The sequence below is a fragment of the Candidatus Sulfuricurvum sp. RIFRC-1 genome, from assembly GCF_000310245.1.
Classification (GTDB): domain Bacteria; phylum Campylobacterota; class Campylobacteria; order Campylobacterales; family Sulfurimonadaceae; genus Sulfuricurvum.
Genome location: NC_020505.1, coordinates 2,170,075 through 2,195,214 on the forward strand (window position 1 = coordinate 2,170,075; position 25,140 = coordinate 2,195,214).

Sequence of the window (25,140 nt, forward strand, 5' to 3'; positions counted from 1 at the left end):
TTCTTTTTTTACAATAACCTCGATGCAATCGCAACCGCTGCCGTTTCCGAACGTAAAATCATTGGGGAAGGAAAAAGGCGGATTCGATGATCTGCAAACCCTTTTCGTTCACTCTCATCAAATCCCCCTTCGCATCCGATCACAACGGTATCAATCATTTCCTCTTGAGCCAGAGGAGCTCCACCAAAATCGAAAATCACCGCTTGAGGATTGTTTTTTAAAAAGGTACTCAATGCCGGAGTTTCGGCAAGTTCAATCAAGGATGTTCGACCGCACTGCATAATCGAACTCTCCATGATACGCTTATATCGGTCAAAATCGAGACGAAAATTTTGCTGTGAGCGACGGCAATGGATAAAAGTAATTTTGCTTACCCCAAGTTCGGTGAGCATCGGTAACGTTTTCTCAATGGTTTTCGGATCAATCAAACACCATCCGATGTGCAATGGACGCCCACTTTCACACGGTGAACCATGATGTGTTTGAAGCGTAAAATAAGCATTGCGTCCATCCGTACGTTCAAGACGATAGCGGTACTCTTCCCGTAAATTCTCACGAGAGCGAAACGCGATTAGGTCCCCTGCTTTATGACGTCGTACTTTGATGAGATACTTATAGTCATCACCGCTAACGCTCAGTTCATCTAAGCCGGTATTTACATGGAGGAGAAATTTCATACGATCATCATCCAAACACTTATAGTGATCAGCAACGCCATTTCAATACCCAAAAAACGAAATGCTTTTTGCTTATATTCTCGAAAAGCACCTTCTTGGCTGATATCGGTTTTGCGCTTGAGTGTTTTGTACCGTTTGGCTTCAAGAATAATCATCACAATAGCGATAACAATCATAGCTATATTCGAAAAAGTGAACTGTAAATGTTTAGCGGCCATCATCACCGCACCGGTAAAAAGGATCAAGGCGATGAGTGAACCGGAAATCGGCATCACAATCCGCATCCGTTTAGCGTATCGGATTATATGATGGGAAAGGGACAACATCACGATGTTGAACACGACAACTCCCATCAATACAATCACTCCAAAATAGTGGATATTAAGTCCGGTTTTATACATAGCTTCCATAAAGGGGATTTTACCTTAATTTGCCTATAATGACTATCTAAATCATTGCTCATACGTGAACATTTATTGCGGCATGATGAGAAAATAACCCCAAGGAGATAAGATGGCGATCAGCGTAGAAGAGGCATTAAAACTGGTTTATTCCCTCGCTTCACCGACCCAAAGCGAAATTGTACCGATTGAAAATGCAGTCCATCGTGTCTTATGCGAAACCATTACCGCCACCTACGCCCTCCCTTCTTTCGATAATTCAGCCATGGACGGTTATGCACTTCGCTGTGAAGATGCCGGAAAAACTCTTCAACAATCACATGTTATCTTTGCCGGTGACGGGGATGAAATCCGACTTGTCGAAAATCAATGTATCCGTATTATGACCGGTGCCAAAATACCGCAAGGGTGCGAGGCAATCGTTCCGATTGAAGAGGTAAGTGTCATGGGAGATCTCATTACCTTCCCCTCAACCATTAAGCCCTCTCAGCATATCCGACTCAAAGGAGAAGACATCCAAACCGGAATGCTCTTGCTAGATCAGGGGTCGATGCTTCATGCCCATCATATCTCTTTACTGGCATCACAGGGGATCACCCATGTTAGCGTCCATCGCCGCCCTCGTGTTGCATTATTTTCATCCGGCAATGAGCTCAAAATGCACCATGAAACACTGGGAGCCAATCAACTCTACAACACCAATACCCCGACATTTGGTGCACGGGCGGAAGAGCTCGGTTGTGATGTAATCTTTACCGGAACGGCAGAAGATACTCTATCATCGATCCAAGAGCATATTCGGCGCTCCCTCAATGCCGATCTTATCATCACCTCAGGCGGTGTCAGTGTCGGAGATGCTGATTTCACCAAAGAGGCATTTCAATCACTGGGCTTTGAGGGTGCGTTCGAATCGGTGGATATCAAACCCGGGAAACCGACGACGTTTGGGCGTATCGGAAATAGTATTATTCTCAATCTTCCCGGAAATCCACTTGCGGCAGCTCTGTGTTTTGAACTGTTCGGACAAAGTGCCATCCTATCTCTTAGCGGCAGAGCCGATAAATTCCTCTCTAGCATTACAACTCATATCAGTGAGCCTTTTAAAATGAAAAAAGGGAGACGTTCACTGATTCCGGGCTGGTTTGATGGAGCATCTTTTACCCCGAGCCCAAAATTTGGTCCCGGTATGGTGTTGCCCCTATCACGAGCCAACGCGTTTATGATGGTGGATGCAAGCGTAGAAGGATTTGAGCAAGACGCCGTCGTAAAAGTTATTCCGACACGCTGGTGTATGAGTTCAGAGAAACAAAATTCTCTGATAACGCTTTAAACGCTCCGGGGATTGATAAAAGTCTCTCCTCGTTTAATCCGTTCCCATAACGCAGGATCATTCCACCCTTCACGTACTTCATCGCTGAAAATAATTTTTTCTAAATCTATCAGTCCCATCTTGTCCGAGTAGGCATCATTACGAAAACACTGCGCATATCCCGTATCCGTCTCATGGACGATAATACTATAGAGCCGTACCATTTTCTCGCCGTTCACCATTTGTGTAAACCAATGCAACTTATCAATCATTACAAAAATAAGACGGCTAAACTGTTCTGCCGAAGGAGAAACAGGGATCTGCACCCATCGGTTGGAGTGTTTCTTCATATCGGCAATATACTCCGCATCGTCTCCGTCCCACAGGGCAATAGCATGATCGAAGGCATCGATCAACTCTTTCATCCCCTGCTTCATGAGGCCAAAATCATAGACCATCTGACCGTTATCAAGATAATCCGATTCGAGCAACACTTCTACCTTATACGAATGACCGTGAAGAGATGCCCGACATCGTTGCGTCGAACACCCCCGAACAATATGGGCATTTTCGAACTTAAATAATTTACGGATAATCATAAATCCACCTTAGTATTTTGAGGTCACAAAATGTGATTTCAAGTGTTATACGTATTATACACCGTGGTTCTGGTCCCAAATACGGATATGAAGGCGATCCGAGTAGATAAATCCTCGACGTTTGCAAAACTCGATCACCGCTTCGCAGTTTGCTTCAATATGGGCTTTATCCCCTCCCAACGGCATACAATACACCGGCGTATAGGGATGCAGCGCAATGATCTCATCGATTTCCGACTCGATGTAACTTACCAATGAGGGTTCATCTACGGTAAATTTAAAAAAGCTCTCTTTGGCATTCGCAATAATGGCTCCATACGCTTCGGGTTTAACCCGTTTATCCAACGGTTCACCGCTGTTTGAAAGCTTGACCGATAACGCATAGGTTGCCTGTGCATAAAAAGGATAGCGTTTAAAATCGGGAGCAATCGTCGCATTCGTCTCAAACGTCACCCGATGCCCTTGCCCTATCAGATACTCAATAAACTCGACGAAAATCGGTTCATTCGCATAAATAAGCGGCTCACCTCCGGTAAGGACGACATCCACATGAGGCGGTAAACGATACCCGTTCATAATCCAGATAAGGCTCTGAAGTTCTTCGATCTCCATCCACAGCTCACCGAATGCTTTACGATCAACGGCATAGACCGTATCACAGCCGAGAACTTCTGAACCATCCGGTGATCGCTCAGTACATCCGAACCCTTCACATTTGAGGTTGCACCCTCCGAAGCGGAAAAAGAGTGACGGCACACCCGTGTATTTTCCCTCACCTTGGACGGAGTAAAAATGTTCTACTAAATATAACACTTTTGCTCCGTCAAAAGCGTAGCTTTTTGAGCCTTACGCCCAGTTATACCCAGTGTTAACGTAGACGCTTGGACGCGTTCAAACGTCGTATTGTAATGGCCATAAAAATGTTCTACAAGATACAGCATCTTCATCCCCCCGTTTCATAAAATGCACGACTAGAGACTTCAGCATCCCCCTCACTCCAGCGATTTTTTTCGGGTTTGGTGCGGATCACCTCTTTGAGCACTTGAGCCGCTTCTTTAATGTCACCGCGTCGTACGGAGTCACGAATCGACATCGCCTCATCAAAATAGAGACACGGGATAAGATTCCCTTCTGCAGTAAGGCGGATACGGTTACATTTAGTACAAAAATCATCTTTGTGCGGTTCGATAATCCCGAATTCATATCCGTCGGAAAGTTTATAATAATGCGATGGCGAGTGACCGTCAAATCCCTCATCATCATACGTATATCGGCTGCCGATAATACTCAAAAGCTCAGGACTTTGCATCCCTTTGATATTGACCTCGGCATGAACATTTTCCATATACTCGATAAAACGGACCACCATCCCTCGAGCTTTACAATATTCGAGAACGTCAAGAACCTCATTGTCGTTCAGCCCCTTCATCGGAACCATATTGACTTTTACCTTCATCCCGACACGTAGTGCCTCTTCGACCCCTTCAAGTACCTGACGTAAAACATCTTTTTTGGCTATCGTTTCGGCAACCTCGGGTTTAAGTGAATCGATTGAAACATTCAGACGACGCAAGCCTGCATCATAGAGCTTCTGTGCAGCACTTTTGAGCAAAAAGGCATTTGTCGTCATCGCAAGGTCAATATCGTTTTTATAATCATGGATCATTTTGATAAACGTATCGAGGTCTTCACGAAGCAACGGTTCACCGCCGGTGATACGGATTTTAGTGACCCCTTCATCAATGGCGATTTTAATAAATTCAAACAGCTCTTCAAAACTAAGCAGATTCTCTTTCGGAACCCAAGAAAAAGGTTTTTCGGGCATACAGTATTGGCATCTGAAATTACACCGTTCCGTTACCGAAACACGTAAATAATCAACGGTTCTGCCATAGCTATCTATTAACACAATTGTCCTTGCAAGAGGAAAGTGTTCGGATAGTATCTAAAAGTTGTTTTGAGTTTTATTTATTGAAAGAGTTAAGAGGGAAATCCCCGAAAGGGGATTACTTTTTACCAGCCGCGAACGACTGCGTGACATGCCGTACAGGCGTTCACGATTTCAGAATAAGACTTATGAGCTTTTGAATACTCTTTTTTATCCAACGCTTTGATTAAATCGTTAGATGCCGTATCAATGCGTTTAGCCGCATTGAAAGCGATATTGCTCATATGCTGTTTATCTTTAGGAAGATATTTTTTGGTAGCGTCTGCATCGTGAAAAAGAGCGTCTGCTTTTTGAATTTCAGCCACTCCACCTTTGATCAATGCCGGCGCATTGTAAAGAAACCCTTTTTGAACATTGTTCAAACCGTTTTCCATTTGGCTCATATTCAATGCCAAAGTATCGTCTGCTGCTGCACCGACACATAAAAGTGCCGATAAAGCTAAAATTTTAACCATTTTCATCCGTTACTCCTTAGTGAACTTCTGACCAGATTTTGCGTTTCCACAACCATGCCAAGATCGCAAAAATAAAGGTATAAACCATTACCCATATTCCAAGACTTTCACGCTCAGCTTTTTTGGAATCACCGATTGCTTCCATATAAGCTATTACTTCTTCTTGCGCTTTTTGGTTCAATCCCGTACGCGGCATAGAAGTTCCGTGGAGCAATACTTGAGGGTCGTTAATGAAACTGTAAAGATAATGTTCACCACGACTTTTGATGTATTGTGATAAGTCTGGAGGCGTTGCGCCCATGTATGCTTTAATATTTTCACTTGGCGTTTTCGCTTCAAAACCGGCATACGCCATAGAGTGACAACGTCCACATGCTACTTCATACGTATTTTTATGCGCTTCTACACCTGATTTCGCTTTTGGCGCAAGTGCTTGGAAATACGCAACAATATCCATGATCTCTTGAGGAGACATCCAGTTATAGGCAGGCATAGGGAATGCTTTACCGCTTTCTGGAGTATATTTGTGCTGCAAATGCATTGCAGTGACCGGATCAAAAATAAAGTTTGCCAAATAATTTTTATCGTAAATCCAACCTGCACTGCTCAAATCCGGCGGTACAACACCATAAGATGCTGCAGCGTCTGCATTTGGCATAACCGCAGGATGGCCCGCTGATTCAATAGCATGACATGCGATACAGTTCGCTTCTACAAGTACTTTTCCGTTTTCAGGATTTCCTTTAAGTGTTGTATCGACATTTTTCAAATCTTTAAACGTAAAATCTGCCTCAGCAACTTCCGGATGCATCACATGGTGAGCATACGGTTCGATTCCATAATAGGTAATGCCGACAAGAGCAATAATGACGGCTAAAATTCTAAACTCTTTCATTATTTCCCCTTCACTTTTTTAGCTTCTGCTTTGGTAACAAACGGTAATGCCGCAAAAAGCGCCAAGAATGTCATAGATGATGCAAAACCTACCCATGCATTTGCACCGGTCGGAGGTAATTTACCGTACACAGTCAACACTATCAAGTCTGCCATCAAGAACCAGAACCAATATTTGAAATACGGACGTTGGTTAGCCGGTTTTACCATCGGTGAGCGATCCAACCATGGCATAACAAAGAAAATAGCATTTGCTATCCCGAATGCGATCAAACCAAGGTCTTTACCTGAAACACCCGCTATCTCAAAGAAGAATCCGCGTAATACTTCATAGCTCCACAAGAAATACCACTCAGGGTAGATGTGTGCCGGGGTTTTAAGGCCGTCTGCTTTATCAAAGTTTACCGGGTCCATTGCGAAGTTGTAATGGAAGAAAACCAAATAGAAAAAGAACAACATAAAGAAACCGAGAACAAAGAAATCTTTTGACAAGAATACCGGCCAGAAAGGGACAACTTTAGACTCTTTTTTGTTTCCTGCAAGGTATTTTTCCGCTTCTTCATCGAAATCGAAGAACTCACCCGCTTCGTTATTAACGTGTGGGAATCGAAGCGCGTAAAAGTGGAATACAATCGCACCGATAATCGCAAGTGGAATCAACAATACGTGAAGCATGAAGAAACGGGTCAATGTAGCATCAGATACATAGAAGTTACCGCGAATCCAAACAACAAGTTCATCTCCGATAAACGGGATACCGCCGAAAATTTCCGTAATAACGTACGCCGCCCAGTATGACATTTGTCCCCATGGAAGCATATATCCGCTGAACCCTTCTGCAGAGAAAAGGACGAATAACAACATACCTGATACCCAGATCATCTCACGCCCTTTTTTGTAAGAGCCGTAATAGATACCGGTGAACATATGGATATAGATTACCAAGAAAACAACCGATGCACCTACTGCATGGATATGTCGGAACAACCAACCGTATGCCACTTCTTGCATAATCGTGTAGTTAACACTGTCAAATGCCATATTAACATCTGGTTTGTAGTACATCAAAAGGAAAATTCCTGATACTACCAAGAAAGTAAACATTACGGTGAGTAATACACCCATTGCCCACAAAAAGTTAATATTTTTCGGAATCCAATATTCTGTCATCATCACTTTTACAAAGTTAACAACACCTAAACGCTGGTCAAACCACTCGAGCATCGAGTCTGCTTTTTTAAATTCTGCCATCTCGCCTCCCTTACGCTTTCGCCGTCATAGCTTTGTATTCAGGACCTTCTTCACCTAAAACAAGCGTTACACCGTCAAGTTTGAACGGCGGAATATCAAGCGGTCGTGGCGGAGGACCGAATTTATTGATACCGGCATCGGTGAATTCACCCCCGTGACAAGCACATTTAAAGTCATGCTGATCGGCACGATACGCCGGAATACAGCCAAGATGGGTACAGAGACCGATCATCACTGAAAAATAGTGATCACCGATTTTGACACTGCGACCGTCCGTTGGTTTCATATCTTCGGTGTATTTTAGAATAAACACCGGTTTTCCACGCCATACGGCGATTTCTAATTTATTGGCTTCTAGGCCTGACACGTCTACCGTTGTAAAACCGGCAGACATGACGCTCGGGAGCGGATCCCATGTCTTTTTCATCGCGATGAGCGAGGCGATTCCCCCGACAGCGGCGACTGCACCGAAAGCTTTACCAATAAAGCCTCTTCTGCTTTCATCCATCATAGTCATCTCACTTAATTTGGAAATTTAACTCCCAATCATAAGTTAAAAAGGTTTAAGTTTCTATAAATTGAAACTTTTCCTTATGAATTCGATTACTTCGGTGTTACTTTTTTTGATATTTTGATAGTTATTTGATAAAGCAATACTTATAGCTTGCATAAGATGTTCTTGAGTAAATTGCTCAACAATCGGTATGTTCAGCGACATAAAAAGAGGGATAAAATCGCGTGGATAATCGGCACGTTGGAGATAGATCGGTTTTCCGCCGCCTGCAAGATTTTGTAATACTGCCATCGGCGAAGCACTGATAAGTATCTCGCTACGACGGATCACATCATCATAGGATTCACATTCGTGTATTGCAACAAAGCTCTCTTTTAGGCTATTTTCATATCCAAGAAAATGGTAAAAGCCCATCAAGAGTTCCATATTGAGGGATTTAAAAAGATTTTGGTTTTTCTCCAAATCCTTTTCATAATCATCATCCCCGAAAAAAAGTGCCATGGGAATTGTTTTAGGAAGCGGCTCATAATAGCGTTCGTTGACCACCGTCGCTTTACAAATATTTTCTCCTTCCAGATAAGGGGAAATCAAAAATTCTTTAGGATGTTTGGTATCAGAGGGATCATCGCTAATACGGATAAAAGCGGGAAAAAATTGGGTCATATCATTCAACAGCGTCGGATTGATCTCGGCTGAATCAAAAATCATTTTATCACCATGATGCGCGATTTGAGGAATATTACGAACTAAATCTACACCGACAGAGCGTTTAATCCCATACTCTTTCGCCTCTGCAGCAATCCGAAAATCGGAGCAAAGAAGTGTAATATCAATCTCTTTTTGAAGTTCATTGACAATGGCAACGGCTCGGTGGAACCGATCCAATCCAATACGGTGACCCGTATGGACGTAGTAAAAATAGCGCATAATAAATATCCTTGTTATTTACAATAAAGTTTGATAATAAAAATTTGTAGTCATAACTCTATTTTGATAGCTTATTTTACCCTATCTATGGTTAAGCAGTTTTCAAATTATGAAACCTTCACTTTAAACCATGCCGCATACAATGCCGGAACAAAGATCAGCGTCAATGCCGTCGCAACGATCAATCCTCCCATGATCGATATCGCCATCGGTCCCCAAAATACACTGTGTATAAGTGGAATCATCGCTAGTATTGCTGCCGCAGCCGTGAGAACCACAGGGCGCGAACGACGTACCGTCGCTTCGATGATGGCATTCCACGCAGGCTCACCCCGTTCAATATCCTGTTCGATTTGATCTACGAGAATCAGTGAATTTCGCATAATCATACCGCCTAATGCGATAACTCCGAGCAGCGCGACGAAGCCAAAAGGGGCATTGAAAATCAACAAAGCCGGAACTACCCCGATAAGTCCCAGCGGTGCGGTCGAAAATACCATGAACAATAGAGAAAAATTCTGCAACTGTATCATCAATATCAATAACATTACGGCAAACATAATCGGGAAAACGGCAAAAAGCGCTTGATTGGCTTTATCACTCTCCTCAATGGCACCTCCAGCCTCGATACGATAACCGACAGGTAGGGAGTCGATCACCGGCGCTAACGTGGGCATAATTTTTGATGTTGCGTAAGGACCTTGTATACCATCGGCAAGGTCACTACGTACGGTAAGTGCCATATCACGGTCACGTCTCCATAGTACCGGATCTTCAAATGTTGATTCGATCTTCGCCACCTGAGAAAGGGGTATAGCGATCCCCGTTTTAGTAAATAACTGTATGTCACCTAATTGTTCAATAGACAAACGCTCCGCCGGTACAGCGCGTACTACGACATCAACAAGTTCCTCGCCCCTACGAATCTGTGTAACAGGAGCGCCGTTGGTTACCGCTTGAACGATATTTTGGACATCTACCGTATTCAATCCGACCAAACGAGCCTTGTCCTGATCGACATGCACGGCGATAGAGCGTACCTGCTCATTCCAATCAAGTTGGGTATCCCGCACAAGCGGACTGCTGCGAACAATATCGCGGACACGATACGCAATTTCTCGCACTTTTTGCTCATCCGGCCCGATGATCCTAAACTGTACAGGAAACCCTACCGGAGGACCAAATTCAAGTCTACTAACGCGTCCTCTCACATCCGGAAAGGCTTCATTTTTAGCAAAAAGCTCCATCAGTCTGCTGCGTACATCTTCACGTGCTTCAAGAGTAGGCGTTACTAATACAAACTGAGCGTATGAAGGATTGGGGAGTTCCGGAAACAACGATAGGAAAAATCTCGGTGTACCTGCCCCGCTGTACGCTGTAAAACTCGTAACATTGGAATCGGCTTTAAGCTGCTGTTCCATCAAACGTACCTGCTTTTGGGTCGCTTCGAAAGAAGCCCCTTCTCTTAGACGAAGCTCAACCAATAACTCACTACGAGACGCAGTAGGGAAAAACTGTTGTTGGACAAACATCATCCCGGCTCCGGCGAGAGCGAAAAGGGCAACGGTAGCCCCAAGAACCCACCAGCGTCGTGCTATACTCCAGTTAATTAATTGTCGAAATCGATGGTATATCGGCTTGTCATAAGGGTCATGTTCCTGCTCTGATGAAGGAGCATCGTAGTGCGGCAACATCTTCATCCCAAGGTATGGGGTGAAGATGACGGCTACGATCCAAGACGCAAGAAGTGCTACCCCGACTACCCAAAATATCCCTCCGGCATACTCCCCCGCAATCGATTGAGCAAAACCAACCGGCATAAAACCGGCCGCCGTAACCAGTGTTCCGGTAAGCATCGGAAACGCCGTTGAGCTATAGGCGAATGTAGCCGCGCTCAAACGATCCCATCCCTCTTCGAGTTTGACCGTCATCATTTCTACGGCAATAATGGCATCATCGACCAAAAGACCCAACGCGATGATCAATGCGCCGAGCGAAATACGATCCAAGCTCCATCCGGCAGCATACATAATAATAGATACTATTCCCAGCACAAGAGGAATTGAGGCTGCAACAACGATACCGGTACGCCATCCGAGTGAGACAAATGAGACAATCAAAACAATAATCAAGGCTTCAAGGAATGATTTCTCAAATTCCCACACCGATTCCTCTACGATTTTAGGCTGATCCGCATATTTCTCAACGTCAACGCCTATAGGCAATTTGCTTTTAATGACCGCCATTTGTGCATCTAAATCTGTACCGAGTTTCAGAATATCACCGTTTTGATTCATTATCACGCCGATGGCTACTGCTTGCTCGGCGTTATGTCGGATTGTAAAGCTTTGCGGATCTTCATAACCTGCACGTACGGTAGCAACATCGGAGAGTTTGAGCAGTTTCCCGCCAACCTGGATACTGACATTTCCAACATCTTTTGCGTTGTGTAATGTACCGTCAATTCGGATATGCACTCGATCATTAGCCGTATCGATTGATCCGGAGGGGGTCACCATGTTTTGTGCAGACAATGCATCCATGATAACATTGGGAGCGATACCCATCGCCGCGAGACGGCGTGTGGAAAGCTCCACAAAAATACGTTCGGGTTGTTTGCCGAGAATATCCACTTTTTTGACCCCTGCGACGCTCTGCAACTGACGTTTAATCTCCTCGGCGCTGTCACCAAGCTCCGCCATCGTGAGATCAGACGCTTTTACGGCGTACAAAACACTGTAGACATCATTGTACTCATCGTTGAAAAAAGGGCCTCGTACTCCGGATGGGAATTCACGGCTAATATCAGAAATCTTCTTACGAGCCTGATACCAGGATTCATCCAAATTTTTTCTGCCTATTCCCCCTTTGAAGCGCACCTCAATCGCCCCAAAACCTTGACGTGAGTACGATTTTACATAGTCAATATACTCCAGTTCTTGAAGTTTACGTTCAATACGGTTTAGCACCTGATTTTGAACTTCCTTGGCCGTTGCACCGGGCCATGCGACTACGATACTCATCGTCGGAACATTGAAATTTGGATCTTCCGAACGTCCGAGTTTGGTGAACGATACAATACCGGCAATCAAAACGGCGATAATCAAGAAAAGGACCATAGGACGATGTGTTACCGCCCATTCAGAGAGGTTAAAATCCTTCATACACTACCTCTGCTCTCAAGATTTCCGTCGGTTCGCTCGATAGGACGAATTTTCATAGCCCCGTCAAGCTTTTGCGCCCCTACCGTAACAATACGCACGCCCTCGTTCAAACCGCGAACGCGAACACTATCAGTACCATGGTTCAAAACATTCACTTTCACAAACGAGAGGGTATTTCCCGTACCATTTATGACCCACACACCGGGAGTGTCATTGGTTTTAACAAGTGCACTCAACGGGACATTCACCCCCTCATCGCTTGAGGGGAGAGATAATTGAAGCTGTGCCGTGCTCCCCAACGCCATACGATCCATCGTCGCTTTTGATTCAGACATCGGCTCATATCGGGCACGGTAGGTTCTCCCTTGCACGGAAGCGATCGGAGATAGCTCTCGAAGATGCAAAGATACCGATGTTTTAGGATCACTCCATGATTGTGCTGTTGCTTTATAGTGTTTGGCTTTACTCACCATATCTTCGGGCAAATCCACCACCACTTCGCGTTCACCCTCTTTCGCCAGTGACACAACACTTTGCCCCTCTGCAACGACTTGACCGACCTCCATACGTAATAATGTCACGACACCGTCATAAGGTGCAATAAGCGTTGCATAGGAGTGTCTGTTTTTGGCAAGTTCAAGCTGTTGGCGCGCTTGTTCTACACGTGTTTTAGCAGCGTCGGCACGAGATTTTTGACGCTCCGCATCCGCCACTCCCATCGCTCCATCACCTGCCAATCGCCCGAATCTCCCCTCATCCGAGCCCGCCTGATCCGCATCGATAACGGCAGCTTTGTATTGGGCATTGGCTATGCCCGTAGCGAGTTCGTAGTCCACACCATCCAGCTCGGCCAAAGGTTGACCGCGAATAACTCTATCCCCGACATTCACCAAGCGTTTTACCACTTTACCTCCGGTACGAAAACTTAGATCGCTCTCAAAGCGTGCGCTTACCGTTGCGGTCAACCATCGCTCTTCCATTCCGCCGGCTTGATGGATTGTCGAGACATATACAGGGGTAGGCGGTGCTTCGTGTTCAGCTTTTGGCTTGCTGCATCCACCAAGGGTTATGGCTCCGACAATAACGATATTGATAGGAATGATGTATTTAGTCATTTTATTCATTGGTAGATACCTTTATTGGATTTTTGTGTTGAGACGACCAGCCTCCCCCTAACGCTTTATAAAGCTGTACATCTGACAATAATCGTTGTAATTCATGCTCACTTAGCGCTATTTTATTGACCAAAACGCCTCGCTGCATATCGAGTAGCGGCAGCTTATCAATTTGCCCTTCACGATAAAGTGATTGCGTAGCTTTAAGAGCGTGAGATTCTCTACTCAGAGCGGCTTTGACCTTTTCACCGCGCTTGATCTCCTCAGATTGCACGACAAGAGTGTCTTCAACCTCTTTGAGTGCTGTTAAAACTGATTTCTGCCACGCGATTAGCGCTTCGCTCTCCTGAGCGTTTTGTGCATCTATCCCTGCTTGAATCCGTCCTGCATTGAAAATCGGCATGACAAAAGCCGCAGCAACGTTTGAAAATGGCACCGGGGCCAAATCAAGCCCGTTAATACCGAAGTCTTGACGACCGACAAGAGCATTAACAAAAAGCTTCGGCCATGTTTGCGATTGTGCCTCTTTTGAGCGCAATGACTCTGCACTGTAGTGTGATTCAGCGGCCATTAAATCCGGACGTCTCCGCAATAAATCACTCGGTTGGGAAACCCCTATGGTTTGTGATTCTGGCCAAATATATTGGCTTGCTTCTGCTACTGAAAAGCTTGATGGGTTCTCCCCTGCCAAAACAGCAATCTGACTTTGCAAGGTTGCAACCCATACCCGTAGCTGCGGTATCTGAGCATCCAGAGTATCGGCCTCTGCCTCCGCTCTATTCACATCAAACTGACTCGATTGCCCCTGCGCATAGCGTCTGGAAACGACATACGCACTCTCATGCTGTGTTGCCGCCAATGACTCTAGTAGTCTGAGCCGTTCTTGTACCGCGCGTAACGTAAAATAGTTGCGTGCGATTTCACTGCTGATCACCAGCTGTGCACCCACAACACCATACTCGGCAGCCATTGCATCGGATTCTGCCGCACTTTTTGCCGCACGCAGCCCTCCGCCGATGTCAATCTCCCAATCAATCCCCAAACCCATCCTGTAAGCTCGGATATCGGGCAATCCCTGTTTCACCGCCTGCGGAAATCCACTGCGAGATTTCGAAGCTGAGGCTTCAAGATTGATCGTCGGCAAAAGACGTGAGGCTTGAGCGTCTCGCATCGCATCCGCCGCAGTGATACGTGTCATTGCACTGCGTACGTCATGATTGTTTTTAAGAGCTTTTTCAATCAGTGCCGTTAAAACCGGATCGTTGAAACTCTTCCACCACGCTATCTCATCGGAGGCTATTTTTTCAGCTTCTGCATAATGATACGTTGTCGAAAGAGGGGTCTGTAGTTTCGCTAGACTCGCTTCCGGCGTCGCACAACCCGATAACAACAGTGCCGATAAAACCGATAGTTCTAGTACATGATTGCGCATAAAATGATTCCCCCTGATTTCACTTACTTGTTGATCATATTTAGAGCAAATCGCGGCGAAAGGCGACTGATCATTTTAAGTGCAGCGCTTTGTCCCGGTTTTATTTCCGATATGCCGCACTCAATTTTTTTGATCGCAATTTTGACGAGCTTCGATACGGACATGACGTTTATATTTTTTTGTTGATTGTCATAAGCATCGATCAACGGGGTTTGCGTAAATTGCGGAGCCACTTCAAAAACTTTTACGTCCGTATTTTTGAGTTGAAGTCGCAGCGAATCGGTAAAAGAGTGCAATGCGGCTTTGGTTGCACAGTACACAGGAGAATTCGCCAAAGGGACAAAGGCTAATGCGGAGGTAATATTGACAATGGCCGCTCTCTTTTGTCTCTTCAGAAGCGGCAAGAACTGTGTACTCATACGGATCGTTCCGATAAGATTGGTATCGATCTCTTGCGTGAGGTTGGTTAAATCACCCTCATCTTGCAAATCGATCTTTTTCATGACACCTGCATTGTTGATCAACACATTCAGTTCCGGAAACATTCTTGAGACCTGTGCATACAACGCTGTAATCTCTTGAGGATTAGCAATATCACATCGAAAGGTGTGGACATTTTTGAGCTCTTTCTTCGCAAGATCTAGTTTTTCCTGATCGCGACCCGTTATGATGAGTGTGTTTTCTTCGCACAATTGACGCGCGAACTCATAGCCGATACCGCTTGTACCACCCGTAATGAGGATAGTGTTGTTCTTCATTTTCATCTTTATTTCCTTCAGTAAGCTCTGTGTAATTTTACTTGCATGATGAAAGTATATTATTTTTGCTATAATTATGCAAGTAAAATTCACCAAGGATTTATGATGAAACGAAAAAGCTATGATGAAATGCCCTGTCCTGTCGCTCAATGTCTGGAACATATAGGTGAGTGGTGGAGTATGTTGATTATTCGAGATGCTTTTTTTGGGATGAAACGCTTTGACGAATACCAAAAAAGTTTGGGGATTGCCCCCAATATGTTGACGAGACGATTAAATGATCTAACTGAATCAGGAATACTGGAGAAACAAAAATATGGAGAAAGCGATAAACGCTATGAATACGTTTTAACGCAGCGCGGGATGGATTTGGCTCCGATACTTATTATGATGTTAAACTGGGGAAATCAACATTATCCTCCAAAAGGGGTCAAAGTCAATTTGGTCAATATCCATACCAATGAGATTGCCGAACCGATCGTAATCGATAAAAAGACAGGAGAAGAAATAACACTGGGTAGCTACCAAGTTAAAGTTTCCGAGGATTAAAGTCAAGAACTAAAATCTTGACATTAGGGTATGAAGATAAAAATGCGATGATAAATACATCGAATCGATGTTAATAAATTTACAACATTTTTTATGCAATAAGGTTTTTGATCTGCTTCAGCAGGCAATCGTAATATTCTTATCCCGTGCATACTCCACGCCCCACTCAATCATCTGATTAAGGATGGGACGCAGTGCTTCGCCGTGTGATGTGAGACTGTATTCGACTTTGGGCGGTACTTGTTCATAGATGACACGGCTGACAAGTCCGTTCTCTTCCATCTCTCGCAACTGTTGGGTCAGCATCTTTTGAGTAATGCGGGGCATCAGACGGAGCATCTCCCCGTTACGCAGTACCTTCTTATCGAGCAGATGCCACAAAATCAACCCTTTCCACTTCCCGCCGATCAGCTCAATCGTTAGTTCAAAGGGGCAATTAAAACGCGATTCGTCGATCATTAATAGTTACCTTTTAGTGTGTATAGTACTTTTTAGTACGTTATTGACATAAAATACCGTATGCTATAGAATCTCACCTGATAAAACCATAAAGGAACCAGTGTGAAACACGTATTACTATTGAACCTGCACCAAAAATACGAAGGGGGCGCCAACGGGAATTTAACAAGAGATCTTCTCAAAGAAGCAAAATCATTTTTTCTCAATAACGGATATGAAGTCCGGGAGACAACTATTGAAGAGGGATATGATGTCGCCGAAGAGTTGGAAAAATTCAAATGGGCAGATCTGTTTTTCGTGCAATCACCGGTATATTGGATGGGTCTGCCGTGGCTCGGGAAAAAGTATATCGATGAGATTTTCTCCGCAGGTGTCAATACCATCACCTACTCGAGTGATGGCAGAAATCGAACCGACCCAACAAAAATGTATGGAAGCGGTGGATTAATGAATCAAAAGCGGTACATGCTCAGCTTTACTTACAACTGTCCGGAAAGCGAATTTAATAATCCGCAAGGTTTTTTCGAGGGATTGAGTTTGGATGAGGCGAATGTCGCCCTTCATAAAACGTTCCGGTTTTGCGGCGCAGCACCCTATCCGAGTTACGCGGTGTACGATGTCTATAAATCCGAATTTGACATCAACGGCGTCCTAAGCGGATTGCAACAACACTTAAAAAATACCCTGTAAGGAGAATCTTATGCGAAACGATTTTGAAAAAGCGATGCACTTCCGCCATGCGTGCAAACTGTTCGACACAACTAAAACAATGAGTAGTGAGAATTTAACCTTTATCCTCGAAGCGGGACGCCTCAGCCCTAGCTCGTTTGGAATGGAGCAATGGCAATTTTTCGTGATCCGTGACACCGCTATGCGCGAAGCGATCCAAGCTGTCGCATGGAATCAGCCTCAAATCACTACCTCATCGGAAGTGATCGCGATAGGCTACAAAAAAAATGTCCGCAGTACCGACGCTTATGTCCAAAACGAATTTGAGAAGTTTCATTATCCCGATGCGTTGTTAGGGATGTACAGCCAGTGGATCGATCCGCGAAGCGACGAGGCTTTAGAGTGTTGGTCAGCACGTCAGGTTTATATTGCGGCGGCTAATATGATGTCTGCTGCCGCATCTATCGGCATCGATTCATGCCCAATGGAAGGGTTTGACCAAGCAGCGGTAGAGAAAATCATGGGGATCGATACGTCCAAGTACGGGATTGCATTACTCGTGCCGTTTGGCTACCGTGTCAACGAACAACCGCCGCTCCATCGTTCCGAACTCTCCGAATTGGTGAGCTATCTCTAAAGCATTACAGCGCAAGAAACAAAAATCTTGAGCTGATTTTATGAATTTTTTTACTTTTTCCCGGCCATTTTGATATAAATATGGAGAATATCAAGTGCGGCGGGAGTCATCCCGCTAATTTGGGATGCCGCCTGTAAGGTCGGCGGATTAAATTTATTGAGTTTGTCAACGATCTCATTGGAGAGTCCCGAAACCGATTTAAAATCAAAGTTCTCAGGAATAGCGATATGAAGCATCTTCGACATTCGCTCGATGTCGTCACTTTGTTTTTCAACGTAACGGGCGTATTTCGCTTCGATCAAAATCTGTTCTTGGATATAAGGATCTAAATCTGCAAAACTCGGTATCAGTTTGACCAATTTATCCAGCTCAAAACTCTTGCGAGAGACAAGCTGGGTAGCGGTGAGTTTGTCGGTGATGTGTTCCTCGTCAATAGAGGCCAAAAATGCCAAAAACTCTTTGTTCGGAGTATAGATCGTCTCTTCGAGAAGACGTAATCCTTCGGCGATTTGAGTCCGTTTCGTCTCGATCCGCGCCATCTGCGCGTCATCGATCAACCCCAAAGCATGACCGTATCTGCCCAAACGCAGATCCGCTGTCTCTTCGCGAAGCAAGAGTCGGTATTCGGCGCGGGAGGTGAACATACGGTACGGCTCTTTCGTCCCTTTGGTCACCAAATCATCGATCAATACCCCGATATAGGCTTCATCACGGCGTAAAATCAGAGGCTCTTTCCCCTGTAGTGATAATGAGGCATTGATCCCCGCCATCATCCCCTGAGCTGCCGCTTCTTCGTACCCGGTAGTTCCGTTAAGCTGTCCGGCGCAATAGAGATTTTTAACTTTTTTCGTCTCCAGCGTATGTTTCAGCTCGGTCGGATCGACGTAATCGTACTCAATCGCGTAGCCGTAACGGACGATTTTTGCCTTCTCCATACCATGAACGGAGTGAATCATAGCGCGCTGAACATCGGGCGGGAGAGAGGTGGACATTCCGTTGATGTAGCACTCGGTATTTTCCGCACTTTGAGGTTCAATGAAAAGATGGTGACGCTCTTTGTCACGGAAACGGTTGATCTTATCTTCGATACTCGGGCAGTAGCGTGGCCCTACCCCCTCAATCTGTCCCGTAAAGAGCGGTGCGCGGTGAAAATTCCCCTCTATGAGACTATGGGTATCTTCGTTGGTATAGGCGATGTAACACGGGAGCTGTTTTTTCGTCCGAGCGAATTCGTCACGGTCGGTGCGAAAACTGAACGGATTGGGAAGTTCATCGCCGTCTTGAATCTCCATCACCGAAAAATCGATCGAGGAGCTGTCAACGCGAGGACACGTCCCCGTCTTTAAACGTCCGACATTCAGTCCCGCCGCGCGGAGCGAATCGGTAAGTCCTTTGGCCGGAAATTCTCCAAAACGTCCTGATTCTTGGGTAATCTCACCGATATGGACGACGCCGTTGAGAAAGGTTCCCGTCGTCAAAATCACCTTCTTGGCTCGATACTCATTCAGCAAATGGGTACGGACACCGACCACGGCACCTTCTTCGATAAGGAGGGCATTAACCGTCTCTTGAATTAACGACATATTGGGGGTAGTGAGGATTTTGTTACGGGCGATAACGCGGTAGCGATCCATATCGATCTGCGCACGGCTTCCGCGAACGGCAGGCCCTTTGGTGATATTGAGGATACGAAACTGGATTCCCGCTTCATCGGTCAGCAGTCCCATCTCTCCGCCAAGCGCATCAAGTTCGCGAACCAGATGCCCCTTTGCCAATCCGCCGATGGCTGGGTTACAGCTCGTCGCCCCCACCTGCTCCGCTAAAATAGAGACCATCAGGGTATTTTGACCCATCCGTGCCGAGGCGAGTGCGGCTTCGATTCCGGCGTGTCCTCCGCCAACGACGATAACGTCATAATTCATTATTACTTCTTTTTACGTAAATTATTAATGCAATTATAGCTTCCCTTGTTGAAACCTATAAAAAGAGAAAGGAAAAATAGCCTACAATTAAGAAAATATTTTGATGACGGGTGACAAAAATGGATAGCTTAAACACCAAAACATTGGAAGAGCTTCTTAAAAACTACAATCCTGAGCCTCTCGAATACGATCCAGAGATCGACGGAGGAGACGAATACCTCATCCGCGATGAGCTTCTCAAAAAGAAAGAGGAACTCAAAGACGTTATAACCAAACTTAAAGAAAAACAGCGCGAGGACAAAAAAGTGCGCCGTTAAGTGCGCTTTGTTATAATCCTCCAAAAATTGACTAGGAATTTGTATGCTCCAAAGTGCATTTGATGCTTTTAATACCGGACGTTATAATGAAGCGTTAGAACTTTTCGAGACATTAGCCCTTCAGAATAACCCTACCGCTCTCTCTTCATTAGGCTACATGCACCAAAAAGGGTTAGGGGTTGAGTGTTCACTGGAGCGATCTTTTCATCTCTATGCTCAAGCGGCAGAGCTAAATGAACCCGCTGCAATTTATAACCTTGCCCTGATGTATGCCGATGGCGTTGTGGTCGCTCATGATCAATTTAAAGCCTTTGAATTACTTCTCCGTGCAGCCGTGCTGGAATTTCCGCAGGCTCAATATGAAACGGCCCTCTCGCTGGAGCGCGGGCTTGGATGTGCCCAAAATTTCTCCGAAGCGGCTTTTTGGTACGAAGAAGCGGCGAAACGGGGCAATGCACATGCCTTTAATAATCTTGGAGTCCTCTACAAAGAGGGGCATGGTGTACTACAAGACTACCCTAGAGCCTTTATCTGTTTTTCCCGCGCCGCAACTATGAATCTCGCCGAAGGACAGTATAATTTGGGATTGATGTATGATCAGGGCTTCGGATGCGAAGCCGATCACGACACGGCACTGGAGTGGTGCCGCAAAGCCGCCTACAACGGTCATGAAAAAGCGAAAAGTATTATCCGTTCTTTGCAAGAAGAAGGTAAAATAGTATTTTAACAAAGGGGTTGTATGTTTACAGGTTTAATTCGAGAAATGGCACAGGTAAAAAGCTTCGGCGGAAATCGCCTCTCACTTAAAGCTGTACACAAACCTAAACTCGGCGATTCGATCGCTATTAACGGCACCTGCCTCTCCGTCGTCAGTATCGAATCGGATGGATTCTGCGTCGAACTCTCTCCCGAAACCCTCAAACACATTGCTACCGAAAAACTGAACGGTTCCGTACACATCGAACCCGCCATGATGATGGGGGATCGATTCGAAGGGCACATCGTCCAAGGGCATATCGATACGATCGGAACCATCCGATCCATCACCGACAACGGCAACAGCTACGATGTCATCGTCGATGTCGACGCTGAATTTATCCCTCTCATCCCCCCAAAAGGCTCCATAACGATTGATGGAATCAGTCTCACCGTCAACGAGATTATGACAAACGCGTTTCGTCTCACTATCATCCCGATCACGATGCGCGAAACTCTTTTCGGCACTTACAAAAAAGGGACACGGGTCAATATCGAAACCGACGTATTCGCCCGCTATATACGCCATATCCTTACCGCATCCAAAGCACAAGGGATGAGCTGGAATGATATTGAACACATCCAGTCACTTTATTGAGAATGCCAAAGGAATAAAATCCCTTTGGCTACCCTTGCCGTTATGGCATTAAAGCTTGCCTCTTTCGAGGCAGAAGGAGAAGTATTTGAAAACCATTGAACTCATAATGATACTTGCTTTTGCCAGTGGACTTGTCCTGACCCTCTATAAAGTGTATCTCTTTCTCCCGCAAAAGCCTCTCGCCGATGATGATACGACACCTGAATCGGTAGAATTGCTGGAGCGGATTATGGTGGAGTGTAACAATGCCCACTCCCATCTAGATGAAGAGTCTCTGTTTCAAATGATGACCGAGCATCACGATTTTGATCCGAAACATTTTTGGCGCTTCAATGAAAACCGCCTGCGCCATCTTATCGAGCACTATCGAATCAAAGAGCCAAACTTTCGTCTCTAAAGCTTTTGGTATTCGGATTACACGCGATTTTATGTTCCATATCGACTTTCTCAAATCGCTCTAATTCACGACGTGATGCAATTGTCGCGTTGCGATACCCCTCACCCGAATTGAGATAAACCATAAACCCATTTTCATAGAGAGCCAGTCGAGTAGCAAGAGCGGTCGAATAGGTAGTGACCACGCCATCCTCTCCCATCAGCCGCGCGACATCGGCAAAATATTCCCGTGTCCAAAGTAGCGGATTGACCGAAGGGCTGAACGCATCCTGATAGCAGACATCCCATTCCCCATCCAGTTCTCGCATTGCCACCCGCGCATCCATAATATCAACCGTGATCACGGTCCGTTCATCCTCGTAGCCGCCGAGTGTGGCAATGTCGGTGATGATGTTACGATAGGGTTCGAAGATTTCGGGATAGGGGAAACCCTCTAGTGAAGCGACCAGATCGCCGTCAAGTTCGGGAGAGTAGATTTCGAGCGTCGTATCGGGGTAATAGGTGTCTCGATAATAGAGGCTGAGGAGGGTATTAAATCCCAGTCCGAAACAGATGTCGATGAGGCGGAGATGATCTTTCGCGCTGTGCAGTGCAAAAGCGGGTTCGATGTGTTTTTTGAGCGATTCGTTCAGAGCGCCGTCTTTAGTCGAGTGGTAATGTTCGTCATACTCGGGAGAATATGCCGTATAGCTTCCGTCTTCGCTTTGTACCCACCGGTTCATAATCCATTTCCCCACATATGCATTTTCTTCGCCACAATCACATCGTACCCTACTATCAAATCAGTGATTGTATTCGCCGCACGAAATTCCGATTTTTCCAAAAGAGCCTCCACCTCCAATGTCTCCATCATCCCACACTTTTGAATAACAATCACCTCTGCCGAGTTTTCGAGTGATCGGTAGACGAGCTGTAAGAGCTTTAGAGGAAGAGAATGCAAGTGCAAAACATCTTGGAGAATGATCGTCTCATAATCGCGGGTAGCAGAACGAATTGGGGAGTTAAAATCTTTAATCGTATCGACTTTACCGATAACGGCAGAGGAGTGTTTCATATGTTCCCCGGGATAGAGGGAGAGATCGAGGGTTGCATTAAAAGGTTCTAAAAAAGTGCAAGCCTCATCGATCAGTGCATCGGAATGAGAGGTTGCGATCAGAATTTTCATCTGAGGCGAGGTCTGAAAAAGATCGCAAAAGGAGATCATAAATTCACTTTTAGTGGATTAAAGCACGCAAGCGTGCGTGAGCTTCCCGCTGAGGGAAACCCAGTGTTAACGTAGCCAATCGGGATGCATTCCGATGGCGTCAAAATCACAATGAAAGGTCGTGCAACTCGCGGAAAAGATAGGCTTCGACGATGTCATCGATAGTGCGCTGAGTATGAGCAACAAGAACCATCATCTGATTATCGATAAACTCCATAACGGGTTCATAGTTGTTGGTGACGATCACGGCGTCTAGCCATCCTTCGATCTCACTGCGGTCAGTAGTGAAGTTGATCTCTACAACTCGCCCCTCTTCTACCTCGACCGTTGCCCAGAACTTTGCCGATAAAATACCCGTAAGTTCAGATTCCTGAGTATCATCCCCATCCATCGGCAACAAAAGCAACATTATTTTTCCACCTTGGAAAGGTCAAGTTTCAATGCTTCGTTATCCATAATATCGATATCACGGCGGAGTACTTCGGTTGCAATCGCCTTTGCGTCCTCTAATGAGTGCATTGTATAGGTACCGCATTGGTAGATATTGAGTTCAGGGATATCGCTTTGTTTTTCCACTGCGAGGATATCTTTCATCGACGCTTCCCACGCATCGGCAACGACCTCTTCACTCGGCGTCCCGATTACAGACATGTAAAATCCGGTGCGACATCCCATCGGAGAGATATCAATGATCTCCGTTTGAGCGGAATTGAGATGATCGCGCATAAATCCCGCGAACAAATGCTCCAGAGTATGAATCCCCTCTTGAGACAAAATGGCCTCATTCGGACGGCAAAAACGGAGATCGAAGACGGTGATATCATCCCCTTTGGGTGTTTTCATCCCTTTGGCACGGCGAACCGCAGGAGCGGGCATAATGGTGTGGTCAACGGTAAAGCTATCAAGTAACGGCATGATAATCCTTGAAAATTTATCTTTAATGGTGGCAATAGTAACATATTTCATCCTTGCATCGCTATAATTTGCCCACTAATAAAAGGAACTCAAATTATGACAAGCCTCTTTGACGATACCATTGCCGAGCAATACCAAAATGATCCTTTGGCAATGCGTGTCTACACCTCGCAACTCTTGGGTCAAAACAAAGAGCTGGTCCTCCACGGCGGTGGCAACACCTCAGTGAAGATTGATAATACCCTCTACGTCAAAGGGAGCGGCTGGAACCTCGATACGATCGAAAAAGGGGGATTCTCCCCCGTTGATTTGAGTGTACTGCTCGAAATGGCTACTCGTGAAAGCTTGAGCGACACCCAAATGGTTGCGGAGCAACGTGCCGCGATGCAGGATCAAAGCTTCCCGAACCCCTCCATCGAAGCGATCCTTCACGCTATCATCCCCTATGAGTTCGTCGATCACACTCATGCCGATGCCGTCGTCACCCTCACCAATACCCCCAATGGAAAAGCATTGGTTGAAAAGCTCTACGGGGAGAATATGCTCATCATCGATTACGTGATGCCCGGCTTTGAACTGGCAAAACATATCTATGAGATAACCAAAAACATTGATTGGAACAGCATAACAGGGATGATTTTAATGCATCACGGCGTCTTTACCTTTGACAATGATGCCAAACGCGCTTATGAGAAGATGATCGACATCGTCACCGTTGCCGAAACGTATCTAACCGAACACGTCACATTGGCATGCGGAGATTGCGAGGGGAAAAGCGACCCGTCTCTTCCAAAAGCTGTCGCATTGGAAGTCGAAAAACTTCGGGGGGCTGCGGTATTCCCTCTGATTATCGATTCGCCCCGTGCGCAACTCTTTAGCATTCTCCCCAATCTCGAAGCTCTGGTAAAAAGGGGTGGACTAACCCCTGAACACGTTATCCGCATCAAACCCTTCCCCGCTATTATCGACCATGATATAGCCGCAGGAATTGCCAAATTTACCCATGAGTACCAAAGCTACTTCGACACCTACGCTTCACCGAAACATATCTGCCTCGATCTCGCCCCCCGCTATGCCGTGGTTAAAGGAGTCGGTATCGTGGTACTCGGCAAAGATGAAAAAGAGTCCCGTATCATCGGTGAAATCGTTAAACACACCATCACCGCTATCCTCTCCGCCGAACAGCTCGGTGGATGGGGTTCACTTACTCTGGCTCAGATGTTCGAGATGGAATACTGGGAATTAGAGCAGGCAAAATTGAAAAAATAATTACC

At 45.6% G+C, this 25,140-nt stretch carries 29 protein-coding genes; 9 read left to right on the plus strand and 20 right to left on the minus strand.

What is annotated here, in order from left to right; genetic code table 11:
- Nucleotides 1-8 precede the first annotated feature (8 nt).
- Together B649_RS11010 and B649_RS11015 are read right to left on the minus strand one after the other, a co-directional pair.
- Nucleotides 9-677 (minus strand): RsmE family RNA methyltransferase, encoded by a 669-nt coding sequence (locus B649_RS11010; protein WP_015654599.1) that lies wholly within the window; start codon nucleotides 675-677, stop codon nucleotides 9-11.
- The gene (locus tag B649_RS11015) at nucleotides 674-1,087 is read right to left on the minus strand and encodes a hypothetical protein (protein WP_015654600.1); all 414 of its coding nucleotides are present in this window, start codon (nucleotides 1,085-1,087) and stop codon (nucleotides 674-676) included. The genes B649_RS11010 and B649_RS11015 overlap by 4 nt, the downstream gene beginning before the upstream one ends.
- A 103-nt stretch (nucleotides 1,088-1,190) precedes the next feature.
- On the opposite strand from B649_RS11015, the gene glp reads away from it, so the two are divergent.
- Nucleotides 1,191-2,408, plus strand: a complete 1,218-nt coding sequence (glp, locus tag B649_RS11020) for a gephyrin-like molybdotransferase Glp (RefSeq protein WP_015654601.1) — start codon at nucleotides 1,191-1,193, stop codon at nucleotides 2,406-2,408.
- Here glp and B649_RS11025 read toward each other — a convergent pair.
- The 12 genes from B649_RS11025 to B649_RS11080 all read right to left on the minus strand — a co-directional run bounded on the left by B649_RS11025 (nucleotide 2,405) and on the right by B649_RS11080 (nucleotide 15,450).
- Nucleotides 2,405-2,986, minus strand: a complete 582-nt coding sequence (locus B649_RS11025) for a 6-carboxytetrahydropterin synthase (protein WP_015654602.1) — start codon at nucleotides 2,984-2,986, stop codon at nucleotides 2,405-2,407. The two genes, glp and B649_RS11025, sit on opposite strands and share 4 nt — an antisense overlap.
- Before the next feature lie 54 nt (nucleotides 2,987-3,040).
- Entirely contained in the window at nucleotides 3,041-3,799 is a 759-nt protein-coding gene (locus tag B649_RS11030; protein WP_015654603.1) for a 7-carboxy-7-deazaguanine synthase QueE, read from the minus strand.
- 130 nt (nucleotides 3,800-3,929) lie between these two features.
- Nucleotides 3,930-4,895, minus strand: a complete 966-nt coding sequence (moaA, locus tag B649_RS11035) for a GTP 3',8-cyclase MoaA (RefSeq protein ID WP_015654604.1) — start codon at nucleotides 4,893-4,895, stop codon at nucleotides 3,930-3,932.
- Between the two features lie 104 nt (nucleotides 4,896-4,999).
- Nucleotides 5,000-5,395 carry a hypothetical protein gene (locus B649_RS11040; RefSeq protein WP_015654605.1) on the minus strand — a complete coding sequence of 132 codons (396 nt, stop codon included), beginning with the start codon at nucleotides 5,393-5,395 and terminating at the stop codon, nucleotides 5,000-5,002.
- A gap of 10 nt (nucleotides 5,396-5,405) precedes the next feature.
- Nucleotides 5,406-6,284 carry a c-type cytochrome gene (locus B649_RS11045; RefSeq protein ID WP_015654606.1) on the minus strand — a complete coding sequence of 293 codons (879 nt, stop codon included), beginning with the start codon at nucleotides 6,282-6,284 and terminating at the stop codon, nucleotides 5,406-5,408.
- Entirely contained in the window at nucleotides 6,284-7,534 is a 1,251-nt protein-coding gene (locus B649_RS11050; RefSeq protein ID WP_015654607.1) for a cytochrome bc complex cytochrome b subunit, read from the minus strand. Before B649_RS11050 ends, B649_RS11045 begins: the two co-directional genes overlap by 1 nt.
- A 10-nt stretch (nucleotides 7,535-7,544) precedes the next feature.
- On the minus strand, nucleotides 7,545-8,045 hold the full coding sequence (locus tag B649_RS11055; protein ID WP_015654608.1) for a Rieske 2Fe-2S domain-containing protein: 501 nt from the start codon (nucleotides 8,043-8,045) through the stop codon (nucleotides 7,545-7,547).
- A 60-nt stretch (nucleotides 8,046-8,105) separates the two neighbouring features.
- On the minus strand, nucleotides 8,106-8,975 hold the full coding sequence (locus B649_RS11060) for a hypothetical protein (RefSeq protein WP_015654609.1): 870 nt from the start codon (nucleotides 8,973-8,975) through the stop codon (nucleotides 8,106-8,108).
- A 107-nt stretch (nucleotides 8,976-9,082) separates the two neighbouring features.
- On the minus strand, nucleotides 9,083-12,139 hold the full coding sequence (locus B649_RS11065) for an efflux RND transporter permease subunit (RefSeq protein ID WP_015654610.1): 3,057 nt from the start codon (nucleotides 12,137-12,139) through the stop codon (nucleotides 9,083-9,085).
- The gene (locus tag B649_RS11070) at nucleotides 12,136-13,263 is read right to left on the minus strand and encodes an efflux RND transporter periplasmic adaptor subunit (protein ID WP_015654611.1); all 1,128 of its coding nucleotides are present in this window, start codon (nucleotides 13,261-13,263) and stop codon (nucleotides 12,136-12,138) included. The genes B649_RS11065 and B649_RS11070 overlap by 4 nt, the downstream gene beginning before the upstream one ends.
- Entirely contained in the window at nucleotides 13,256-14,686 is a 1,431-nt protein-coding gene (locus B649_RS11075; RefSeq protein WP_015654612.1) for an efflux transporter outer membrane subunit, read from the minus strand. The genes B649_RS11070 and B649_RS11075 overlap by 8 nt, the downstream gene beginning before the upstream one ends.
- Nucleotides 14,687-14,709: 23 nt before the next feature.
- Nucleotides 14,710-15,450 carry an SDR family NAD(P)-dependent oxidoreductase gene (locus tag B649_RS11080; RefSeq protein ID WP_015654613.1) on the minus strand — a complete coding sequence of 247 codons (741 nt, stop codon included), beginning with the start codon at nucleotides 15,448-15,450 and terminating at the stop codon, nucleotides 14,710-14,712.
- Between the two features lie 99 nt (nucleotides 15,451-15,549).
- On the opposite strand from B649_RS11080, the gene B649_RS11085 reads away from it, so the two are divergent.
- Entirely contained in the window at nucleotides 15,550-15,993 is a 444-nt protein-coding gene (locus B649_RS11085) for a helix-turn-helix domain-containing protein (protein ID WP_015654614.1), read from the plus strand.
- Nucleotides 15,994-16,110: 117 nt separating this feature from the next.
- Here the strand turns inward: B649_RS11085 and B649_RS11090 are convergent, their stop codons facing one another.
- Complete coding sequence (locus B649_RS11090; protein ID WP_015654615.1) at nucleotides 16,111-16,452, minus strand: helix-turn-helix domain-containing protein; 342 nt, start codon at nucleotides 16,450-16,452, stop codon at nucleotides 16,111-16,113.
- A gap of 102 nt (nucleotides 16,453-16,554) precedes the next feature.
- On the opposite strand from B649_RS11090, the gene B649_RS11095 reads away from it, so the two are divergent.
- Nucleotides 16,555-17,142: an NAD(P)H-dependent oxidoreductase gene (locus B649_RS11095; RefSeq protein ID WP_015654616.1), complete on the plus strand. Its 588-nt coding sequence runs from the start codon at nucleotides 16,555-16,557 to the stop codon at nucleotides 17,140-17,142.
- A 10-nt stretch (nucleotides 17,143-17,152) separates the two neighbouring features.
- Nucleotides 17,153-17,758, plus strand: coding sequence for an NAD(P)H-dependent oxidoreductase (locus B649_RS11100; RefSeq protein ID WP_015654617.1), 606 nt, complete (start codon nucleotides 17,153-17,155; stop codon nucleotides 17,756-17,758).
- 50 nt (nucleotides 17,759-17,808) lie between these two features.
- Here the strand turns inward: B649_RS11100 and mnmG are convergent, their stop codons facing one another.
- A complete protein-coding gene (gene mnmG / locus B649_RS11105; protein ID WP_015654618.1) occupies nucleotides 17,809-19,680 on the minus strand; it encodes a tRNA uridine-5-carboxymethylaminomethyl(34) synthesis enzyme MnmG in 1,872 nt (623 codons plus the stop codon).
- A 119-nt stretch (nucleotides 19,681-19,799) separates the two neighbouring features.
- On the opposite strand from mnmG, the gene B649_RS11110 reads away from it, so the two are divergent.
- From B649_RS11110 to B649_RS11125, 4 genes are all read left to right on the plus strand, one after another.
- On the plus strand, nucleotides 19,800-19,997 hold the full coding sequence (locus tag B649_RS11110; RefSeq protein WP_015654619.1) for a hypothetical protein: 198 nt from the start codon (nucleotides 19,800-19,802) through the stop codon (nucleotides 19,995-19,997).
- Between the two features lie 43 nt (nucleotides 19,998-20,040).
- A complete protein-coding gene (locus B649_RS11115; RefSeq protein ID WP_015654620.1) occupies nucleotides 20,041-20,724 on the plus strand; it encodes a tetratricopeptide repeat protein in 684 nt (227 codons plus the stop codon).
- A gap of 12 nt (nucleotides 20,725-20,736) precedes the next feature.
- A complete protein-coding gene (locus tag B649_RS11120; protein WP_015654621.1) occupies nucleotides 20,737-21,351 on the plus strand; it encodes a riboflavin synthase in 615 nt (204 codons plus the stop codon).
- 85 nt (nucleotides 21,352-21,436) lie between these two features.
- The gene (locus tag B649_RS11125) at nucleotides 21,437-21,748 is read left to right on the plus strand and encodes a hypothetical protein (protein WP_015654622.1); all 312 of its coding nucleotides are present in this window, start codon (nucleotides 21,437-21,439) and stop codon (nucleotides 21,746-21,748) included.
- Here B649_RS11125 and B649_RS11130 read toward each other — a convergent pair.
- The 4 genes from B649_RS11130 to luxS form a co-directional block, all read right to left on the minus strand.
- A complete protein-coding gene (locus tag B649_RS11130; RefSeq protein WP_015654623.1) occupies nucleotides 21,723-22,469 on the minus strand; it encodes an MnmC family methyltransferase in 747 nt (248 codons plus the stop codon). The two genes, B649_RS11125 and B649_RS11130, sit on opposite strands and share 26 nt — an antisense overlap.
- Nucleotides 22,466-22,951 carry a hypothetical protein gene (locus tag B649_RS12360; protein WP_015654624.1) on the minus strand — a complete coding sequence of 162 codons (486 nt, stop codon included), beginning with the start codon at nucleotides 22,949-22,951 and terminating at the stop codon, nucleotides 22,466-22,468. The genes B649_RS11130 and B649_RS12360 overlap by 4 nt, the downstream gene beginning before the upstream one ends.
- A 106-nt stretch (nucleotides 22,952-23,057) precedes the next feature.
- Nucleotides 23,058-23,360, minus strand: a complete 303-nt coding sequence (locus B649_RS11140) for a hypothetical protein (RefSeq protein ID WP_015654625.1) — start codon at nucleotides 23,358-23,360, stop codon at nucleotides 23,058-23,060.
- A complete protein-coding gene (gene luxS, locus B649_RS11145) occupies nucleotides 23,360-23,866 on the minus strand; it encodes an S-ribosylhomocysteine lyase (protein ID WP_015654626.1) in 507 nt (168 codons plus the stop codon). The genes B649_RS11140 and luxS overlap by 1 nt, the downstream gene beginning before the upstream one ends.
- 96 nt (nucleotides 23,867-23,962) lie before the next feature.
- On the opposite strand from luxS, the gene B649_RS11150 reads away from it, so the two are divergent.
- Nucleotides 23,963-25,135 (plus strand): class II aldolase/adducin family protein, encoded by a 1,173-nt coding sequence (locus B649_RS11150; protein ID WP_015654627.1) that lies wholly within the window; start codon nucleotides 23,963-23,965, stop codon nucleotides 25,133-25,135.
- The last annotated feature ends 5 nt before the right edge of the window (nucleotides 25,136-25,140 follow it).

What these genes read in the sequence shown, in the direction of transcription:
- B649_RS11010 (WP_015654599.1), bottom strand. Translation starts at nt 677, where the DNA reads ATGAAATTTCTCCTCCATGTAAATACCGGCTTAGATGAACTGAGCGTT.
- B649_RS11015 (WP_015654600.1), bottom strand. Translation starts at nt 1,087, where the DNA reads ATGGAAGCTATGTATAAAACCGGACTTAATATCCACTATTTTGGAGTG.
- glp (WP_015654601.1), top strand. Translation starts at nt 1,191, where the DNA reads ATGGCGATCAGCGTAGAAGAGGCATTAAAACTGGTTTATTCCCTCGCT.
- B649_RS11025 (WP_015654602.1), bottom strand. Translation starts at nt 2,986, where the DNA reads ATGATTATCCGTAAATTATTTAAGTTCGAAAATGCCCATATTGTTCGG.
- B649_RS11040 (WP_015654605.1), bottom strand. Translation starts at nt 5,395, where the DNA reads ATGAAAATGGTTAAAATTTTAGCTTTATCGGCACTTTTATGTGTCGGT.
- B649_RS11045 (WP_015654606.1), bottom strand. Translation starts at nt 6,284, where the DNA reads ATGAAAGAGTTTAGAATTTTAGCCGTCATTATTGCTCTTGTCGGCATT.
- B649_RS11050 (WP_015654607.1), bottom strand. Translation starts at nt 7,534, where the DNA reads ATGGCAGAATTTAAAAAAGCAGACTCGATGCTCGAGTGGTTTGACCAG.
- B649_RS11055 (WP_015654608.1), bottom strand. Translation starts at nt 8,045, where the DNA reads ATGATGGATGAAAGCAGAAGAGGCTTTATTGGTAAAGCTTTCGGTGCA.
- B649_RS11060 (WP_015654609.1), bottom strand. Translation starts at nt 8,975, where the DNA reads ATGCGCTATTTTTACTACGTCCATACGGGTCACCGTATTGGATTGGAT.
- B649_RS11065 (WP_015654610.1), bottom strand. Translation starts at nt 12,139, where the DNA reads ATGAAGGATTTTAACCTCTCTGAATGGGCGGTAACACATCGTCCTATG.
- B649_RS11070 (WP_015654611.1), bottom strand. Translation starts at nt 13,263, where the DNA reads ATGAATAAAATGACTAAATACATCATTCCTATCAATATCGTTATTGTC.
- B649_RS11075 (WP_015654612.1), bottom strand. Translation starts at nt 14,686, where the DNA reads ATGCGCAATCATGTACTAGAACTATCGGTTTTATCGGCACTGTTGTTA.
- B649_RS11080 (WP_015654613.1), bottom strand. Translation starts at nt 15,450, where the DNA reads ATGAAAATGAAGAACAACACTATCCTCATTACGGGTGGTACAAGCGGT.
- B649_RS11085 (WP_015654614.1), top strand. Translation starts at nt 15,550, where the DNA reads ATGAAACGAAAAAGCTATGATGAAATGCCCTGTCCTGTCGCTCAATGT.
- B649_RS11090 (WP_015654615.1), bottom strand. Translation starts at nt 16,452, where the DNA reads ATGATCGACGAATCGCGTTTTAATTGCCCCTTTGAACTAACGATTGAG.
- B649_RS11100 (WP_015654617.1), top strand. Translation starts at nt 17,153, where the DNA reads ATGCGAAACGATTTTGAAAAAGCGATGCACTTCCGCCATGCGTGCAAA.
- mnmG (WP_015654618.1), bottom strand. Translation starts at nt 19,680, where the DNA reads ATGAATTATGACGTTATCGTCGTTGGCGGAGGACACGCCGGAATCGAA.
- B649_RS11110 (WP_015654619.1), top strand. Translation starts at nt 19,800, where the DNA reads ATGGATAGCTTAAACACCAAAACATTGGAAGAGCTTCTTAAAAACTAC.
- B649_RS11115 (WP_015654620.1), top strand. Translation starts at nt 20,041, where the DNA reads ATGCTCCAAAGTGCATTTGATGCTTTTAATACCGGACGTTATAATGAA.
- B649_RS11120 (WP_015654621.1), top strand. Translation starts at nt 20,737, where the DNA reads ATGTTTACAGGTTTAATTCGAGAAATGGCACAGGTAAAAAGCTTCGGC.
- B649_RS11130 (WP_015654623.1), bottom strand. Translation starts at nt 22,469, where the DNA reads ATGAACCGGTGGGTACAAAGCGAAGACGGAAGCTATACGGCATATTCT.
- B649_RS12360 (WP_015654624.1), bottom strand. Translation starts at nt 22,951, where the DNA reads ATGATCTCCTTTTGCGATCTTTTTCAGACCTCGCCTCAGATGAAAATT.
- B649_RS11140 (WP_015654625.1), bottom strand. Translation starts at nt 23,360, where the DNA reads ATGTTGCTTTTGTTGCCGATGGATGGGGATGATACTCAGGAATCTGAA.
- luxS (WP_015654626.1), bottom strand. Translation starts at nt 23,866, where the DNA reads ATGCCGTTACTTGATAGCTTTACCGTTGACCACACCATTATGCCCGCT.
- B649_RS11150 (WP_015654627.1), top strand. Translation starts at nt 23,963, where the DNA reads ATGACAAGCCTCTTTGACGATACCATTGCCGAGCAATACCAAAATGAT.